Annotated in this window: 2 protein-coding genes; both read left to right on the forward strand. The window is 37.8% G+C overall.

Annotation, left to right across the window (positions count from 1 at the left end; translation table 11 throughout):
* Positions 1–1,092 (forward strand): phage major capsid protein (locus AB0N14_RS40070; RefSeq protein WP_366030602.1); only part of this gene is annotated, 1,092 nt, incomplete at its 5' end.
* Between the two features lie 2 nt (positions 1,093–1,094).
* Positions 1,095–1,629: hypothetical protein (locus AB0N14_RS40075; protein WP_366030603.1), on the forward strand; the 535-nt coding region annotated here is incomplete at its 3' end.

Genomic DNA, 1,629 nt, shown 5'->3' on the forward strand with positions numbered 1-1,629 from the left:
GCTCGTTGTGATGCACTTAGAAATCAAGTCGACGAAGCACAAGCGACGCAAGTTGCTCATCTTCGCTCAAGCGGACAACTTCCCTTAGGAAATGGAGAAAACCAAACCGATCATTCTTTCATTTCAGATTTTAAAGCCTTAATGAGAGGCGATTCTAAAATCACAAATCTAGTCACTTCCTCTAAAGATGAATCAGGCGAAGCGGCTGGCTTAACCATTCCCCAAGATTTAAGAACTTCGATTAATGTCTTGAAACGCCAATATGATGTGATGGAGCAATATGTCAATGTTGAAAATGTAACTACAGCCTCAGGTTCTCGTGTTTATGAGAAATGGACAAATATTACCCCACTTACAAAATTAGATAGCGAAGATGAAACCATTGGAGCCAATGACGATCCCAATCTTAAACTTGTTAAGTATCAGATTGGACGCTACGGAGGGATCACAACAGCGACCAACTCCCTACTTAAAGATAGTGCCGAAAATATTATGTCATGGTTGACGGGTTGGATTGCTAAGAAAGTCGTCGTTTCTCGTAATAAAGAAATCATCTCACTCATGCAAGCAGCCCCTAAAAAATCAGCCCTCTCTACTTTTGATGATATTATCATTATGATTAATACGGCAGTCGATCCAGCAATTAAAGCAACTTCTATTTTAATTACCAACACAAGCGGGCTCAACCAACTTACTTTAGTTAAAGATGCGTTAGGAAATTATTTGTTACAACCTGACCCCGTTCAACCTGATCGCTATTTAATCAAAGGAAAACGAGTCGTTGAAATCAGTGACCATTGGCTTCCAAGTGGTGGAGAAACAAGCAGCCCGCTTTATCCGCTCTATTATGGCGACTTTAAACAAGCCATGACTTTATTTGACCGTGAAAACATGTCATTGCTTCCAACAAATATTGGTGCTGGTGCATTTGAAACTGATACTACTAAAATTCGTGTAATTGATCGCTTTGATGTTCAGCTTACCGATACAGAAGCTTTTGTGGCAGGTTCATTTACAGCGATCTCAGATCAAAAAGGAAATATCAATACTGCAACTACAACTACAACTACAACTAATCATCAGGAGAAATAATAATGGACATTCGTCATATTGAAGAAAAAACAAAAGAATTAAAAGCACAATCAATTCCTCTGGTTCAATCCGTTGAAAAAACGCAAGCCTTAGTCAATGAGTTAAGCACAAAACTTGATAATATGAAAGTAGATAAACAACAGCCTGATATTGATGCGACCCTTGCACAAATGGCTAAAGAACGAGATGCTCGTGTTTTACTTGATGAACTGACTGAACATCTTACCAAGCAAAAAGACGCACTTCATCAATTTTGGAATAATGAAGAAACCAATTATGCCATTAAAACTGAGGCTATTCGCTCGCAAGAACACTTGAGTCCAACAGAATCTCAATTGATTGAGGGATTAATTGATAATTCTTTAAAACGAAAATTAAAGGCTTATGGTAAAGAAGTGGAAGAATCTCAAAATAAAGCCATTGAGATTGTGAACTATTTGAAAGAAAATAATTATGATCAGTCCGTTGGTAATTCCCTCCATCCGTTAGTTGAAGCCAAAAGCTTTTATTACTTTAGAATGGCACGGTTGATTAGTT

Source organism: Streptomyces sp. NPDC051104 (genome assembly GCF_040682835.1).
GTDB lineage: Bacteria > Actinomycetota > Actinomycetes > Streptomycetales > Streptomycetaceae > Streptomyces > Streptomyces cynarae.